Origin of the sequence: Coxiella endosymbiont of Ornithodoros maritimus, assembly GCF_907164965.1 — a bacterium.
In the GTDB taxonomy this organism is placed as follows: Bacteria; Pseudomonadota; Gammaproteobacteria; order Coxiellales; family Coxiellaceae; genus Coxiella.
In genome coordinates this window covers 1-3,547 of the sequence record NZ_CAJRAM010000035.1, presented here as the reverse complement: position 1 = coordinate 3,547, position 3,547 = coordinate 1, and the positions used below count along the sequence as shown (strand labels likewise).

Genomic DNA, 3,547 nt, shown 5'->3' with positions numbered 1-3,547 from the left:
TCAAAGCCTTCGATTCTTTGTCTGTCGGTAGGCAGCCTACGCACGAAGATGACGGGCTTTTTTTAACTACTTGACAAAAGCGGGCAACCGCTTATCCATTATCATTGGATGACGGATGTTCTTTTATTGTGATAGTCTAATGTTCATCCAAGGAGATCCTATGACCATCAAAAAAATCGCCCTCGTCGCTCACGATCGAACGAAAAAGGAATTAATCCAGTGGATTAAAAAATATCAAAACTTGTTAAAGCACCATGAGCTCTATGCTACTGCCTCACGGTAACTAAAATGGAAAACGGTCTGTTGGGAGGCGATCTTCAACTGGGGACCAGAATTGTTAACAAGGAAATCGATATTCTAATTTTCTTCTGGGACCCCTTGGAAGCACAGCCCCACGACCCTGATGTGCGCGCTTTATTACGCATCGCTGTTATGTGGAACCTTTCGGTTGCCTGCAATGCAGCAACCGCCGATTATTTATTAACTTCGCCTTTATTTGACAGTGATTATCACCCTGAAGCTCCCGATTACGCAGCCTATCACAATCGAATTTTAGGTGATGCTAAGTAGCCCGTATTTCGCTTCGCTGCATACGGACTACTTTTTAATCGATTTGTTTCATGCTCAAGCGAACGCGGCCTTGTCGGTCAATTTCAATGACTTTAACTCGAATTACTTGTCCTTCTTCTAAGTAGTCTCTGACGTTTTCCACGCGTTCTTGGGCAATTTGTGAAATATGCACTAAACCTTGAGTATTCGGCAGAATTTGCACAAAAGCGCCGAAATCCGTAATTTTAACGATCGTGCCTTCGTAAGCTTTACCTAACTTAACCTCAGCCGTTAACTCTTCGATCCATCGCTTTGCGGCCTCGCCTTCTTCGGTAGTATGAGCGGCGATTTTGATCATCCCATCATCTGAGATATCAATAGCGCAATTGGTCGCCTCAGTAATTTCTCGAATTACAACCCCGCCTTTACCTATCACGTCACGAATTTTTTCAGGATTAATTTTCATCGTGACATACTGCGGTGCTAGATCTGAAACTTGGGAGCGCGGTTTATCCAACACTTTGTTCATAATGCTCAGAATATGTAGACGCCCCTCCTTGGCTTGGTCCAGCGCTTGTTCCATAATTTCCTTGCTAATCCCTTCTATTTTGATATCCATTTGTAAAGCCGTTACGCCGTTTGATGTTCCCGCCACTTTAAAGTCCATGTCCCCTAAGTGATCTTCGTCCCCTAAAATGTCAGATAAAACCGCATATCTATCATTTTCTTTAATTAATCCCATGGCAATCCCCGCCACTGCAGCTTTCGTCGGCACGCCCGCGTCCATGAGTGCCAAACTACTTCCACAAACGCTTGCCATTGAACTCGAACCATTCGACCCCAAAATTTCAGAAACAACTCGAATTACGTAAGGGAATTTATCAGGAGTAGGAACAACAGGAGTTACTGCCCGCTTGGCTAATCGGCCGTGACCAATTTCGCGACGCTTAGGTCCGCTCATAAAGCCAACTTCCCCGACACAAAACGGTGGGAAATTGTAATGGAAAATAAATTCTTCTTGTCGATCCCCATCCAAATCATCGATGGATTGTGCATCTCGCTCGGTGCCTAAAGTCGTTACTACTAAAGCTTGAGTTTCGCCACGCGTGAATAAAGCAGATCCGTGCGAGCGGGGTAGCACCCCGACTTTAACGGTGATAGGACGCACAGTTTTGGTATCACGCCCATCAATACGCGGCTGTCCGGTTAGGATCTGCTCACGGACAATTCGACGTTCTAATTCATGGAAAATCACTGCCAGCTCATATTCATTAACGGCGTTTTCCTCTCCTTCACGTACTGCCGCCCGATCGGCGAGAAATTGATCACGAATAGCCTGGATCTGGGCTTGGCGCGCCATTTTTTTTTGGTTTTGGTAGGCTTTTTTGAGGAGAGCTTCTGATTTTTCTACCACCCATTTTTCTAAAGCTGTATTTAACGTAGGAGGTTCCCACTCCCACTTCGTACCTCCCGTCTCCTCAATAAATTCAGATATCGCCTGAATGGCAACCTGCATCGCTTGATGTCCATATAACACGGCTCCCAGCATCACCGACTCTGGCAATTCTTGTGCTTCAGATTCGACCATTAAAACAGCGTCTCGAGTCCCCGCTACCACGAGATCAAGCTCCGAATCTTTAAGTTCGTCTAAGGATGGGTTTAGAAGATATTCCCCATTGTAATATCCCACCCGCGCGGCCCCTAAAGGCCCGTTGAAAGGAATGCCTGACAAACCGATAGCCGCAGAAGCACCTAAAATAGCAGGAATATCGGTGGGAACTTTAGAATCCACCGAAAGTACGGTCGCAATAACTTGGACTTCGTTGGTGAATCCTTTAGGAAAGAGCGGACGTAAGGGTCGATCAATCAAACGGGAAGTTAAAGTCTCTTTTTCGGTAGGTCTCCCTTCACGTTTAAAATAACCTCCCGGAATTCTGCCGACCGCATAGGTTTTTTCCTGGTAATTGACGGTAAGAGGAAAAAAATCTCGTCCCTCTTCCGCTTCTTTTTTTGCAACAACCGATACTAATAAAACCGTGTCACCCATTCGAACAACAACAGCACCTGTGGCCTGGCGGGCCATTTCTCCTGTTTCAAATGTAACTTCATGTTTACCATATAGGAAAGTCTTACTAATTTTATTCATCTTTTTCCTTTTATGAGCGCAATCCTAATCGTCCAATAAGTTTGAGATATCGTTGAAAATCATTTCTTTTCAAGAAAGAAAGGAGTTTACGCCGCTGACTGACCATACGCAATAATCCTCGGCGCGAATGATGGTCGTGCTTATGGGCTTTCATGTGCTCGGTGAGTTTGATGATTTTAGCGGTCAGAATGGCCACCTGGACCTCAGGCGACCCTGTGTCGTCTTTGCCTAGTTGATATTCTTTCACAATTTTCGCAGTTTCTGCAGAAGCTAATGACATTATAATTACCTCTTTTTTTAACAGCATCCACTGTCATTTACAGATACTGCCATAAAAGGCATGTATCGTACCATGGCAGAATCAATGGCGCAAATAAGATCAAGGGTAATGTTCGTCTTCGAGACCTCCGCTTTCGCTGGGCTAGCTAGAAATAGTAGAGATCCCAGGGAACGGGGCAGAGGAAACTGAAAAGCAAGGAAAGCACTTATCATAAATATAATCTGCGGAATAACTGTCACTGGATGAAAAATTAAAGCAAGTGCCAATGCCTTCGTCGGTAGAACGTGAGATATTTGATGAGCTAATAAACGATAGCTGTCTCATAAATGCCTATTCCTCGAAGGGAATAAGGAAGTCACAAAAGAGAATGTCGTTATGAAAAGCAAGCAGACGGCTTGATTCGGGCTAAGATGGGTTGAGGACAAATTCAGACTAAAGACTAAAGACTAAAGACTAAAAATAAAGTAAAAATAGGAATAGCTAAATAACAGCAGATAAACCTAACACCTGCATCTTATGACGCTGCCTCTTTGGCCCTCATTGCTAATCAAAAATATTTAAAAGGCGAAGTT

Annotated in this window: 2 protein-coding genes and 1 pseudogene; 1 reads left to right on the top strand and 2 read right to left on the bottom strand. The window is 44.3% G+C overall.

What is annotated here, in order from left to right:
- The first annotated feature begins 115 nt into the window (after nucleotides 1–115).
- Nucleotides 116–570: pseudogene (locus tag OWO34_RS04070) on the top strand (methylglyoxal synthase).
- 34 nt (nucleotides 571–604) lie between these two features.
- Here the strand turns inward: OWO34_RS04070 and pnp are convergent.
- Together pnp and rpsO are read right to left on the bottom strand one after the other, a co-directional pair.
- Nucleotides 605–2,695 (bottom strand): polyribonucleotide nucleotidyltransferase, encoded by a 2,091-nt coding sequence (pnp, locus tag OWO34_RS04065; RefSeq protein ID WP_267256642.1) that lies wholly within the window; start codon nucleotides 2,693–2,695, stop codon nucleotides 605–607.
- A 10-nt stretch (nucleotides 2,696–2,705) separates the two neighbouring features.
- Nucleotides 2,706–2,975, bottom strand: a complete 270-nt coding sequence (rpsO, locus tag OWO34_RS04060) for a 30S ribosomal protein S15 (RefSeq protein ID WP_267256641.1) — start codon at nucleotides 2,973–2,975, stop codon at nucleotides 2,706–2,708.
- Between the last annotated feature and the right edge of the window lie 572 nt (nucleotides 2,976–3,547).

Bases quoted from the DNA above. Each gene is read 5' to 3' on its own strand.
- rpsO (WP_267256641.1), bottom strand. From the start codon at position 2,975: ATGTCATTAGCTTCTGCAGAAACTGCGAAAATTGTGAAAGAATATCAA.
- pnp (WP_267256642.1), bottom strand. From the start codon at position 2,695: ATGAATAAAATTAGTAAGACTTTCCTATATGGTAAACATGAAGTTACA.